1 protein-coding gene is annotated in these 853 nt (G+C 69.2%); it reads right to left on the bottom strand.

Translation table 11 applies throughout. The annotated features are described in order from the left end of the window. Window positions 1–853: penicillin-binding transpeptidase domain-containing protein (locus EOA75_RS33390; RefSeq protein ID WP_281058600.1), on the bottom strand; the 853-nt coding region annotated here is incomplete at both ends.

Genomic DNA, 853 nt, shown 5'->3' with positions numbered 1-853 from the left:
CGCGAGCCCCGTCCGGCGGGAAGACGATGGGGGGCGCCGGTTCAGTCGGCGTTGCCTGCACCAGCCCGTCGGAGCCGGCGCCGAAGCGGGCGAGCGTCACCGGCAATTCTTCGCGTTTGGGATTGAAGAGACCCGGCGGCCGGCCGGGCAGCGGCACGCTGGCCAAACCCGAGCGGACAAAGCCTTCGAAGAGAATGGGCGCGGCCGAAACATAGCCGGAGAGGCCAGGTACCGGGCCGGCGTCGGCACGGCCGACCCAGACGCCAAGCACATAGCGGCCGTCGAAGCCAACCGACCAGGCATCGCGATAGCCGTAAGATGTGCCGGTCTTGTAGGCGATGCCGCGCTGGGCCGCACCTTCGGGCGGCTTCACGCCGGACAGGATGTCGTCGATCTGCCAGGCGGCCTGGTCGTCGAGGATAGTGGCGGTGATGCGCTCGGCATCGGCGGGCTCGGTGCCGTCATGCAGCGCGTGCATCTTGCCGCCATTGGCGAGGCCGGTATACAGCTGCACCAGGTCGCGCAAAGTCACCCCGGCGCCGCCGAGGCCGATCGCCAGCCCGGGCGCCTCGTTGAGCGGCAGGACCAGGTTGACGCCGGCCTGGCGGAAGCGCGCCGTGAGCCGCGCGGGACCAACTGCGTCCAGCACCCGGATCGCCGGCACGTTGAGCGACAGCTGCAGCGCCTGCCTGATGCTGACGTCGCCCTGGTAGCCCATGTCGAAATTCTTCGGCCGGTAGCCGCCAAAGTCGGCGGGGCTGTCCTCGATGATCGTCTCCTGCGCCACTAGGCCTTGCTCGAAGGCAAGCCCATAGATGAACGGCTTCAGCGTCGAGCCGGGCGAGCGCACTAC

This window comes from Mesorhizobium sp. M1A.F.Ca.IN.022.07.1.1 (assembly GCF_003997575.1).
Classification (GTDB): Bacteria; Pseudomonadota; Alphaproteobacteria; order Rhizobiales; family Rhizobiaceae; genus Mesorhizobium.
Note: the sequence above shows the minus strand (reverse complement) of the source record. Positions and strands in the feature narration are given on the sequence as shown.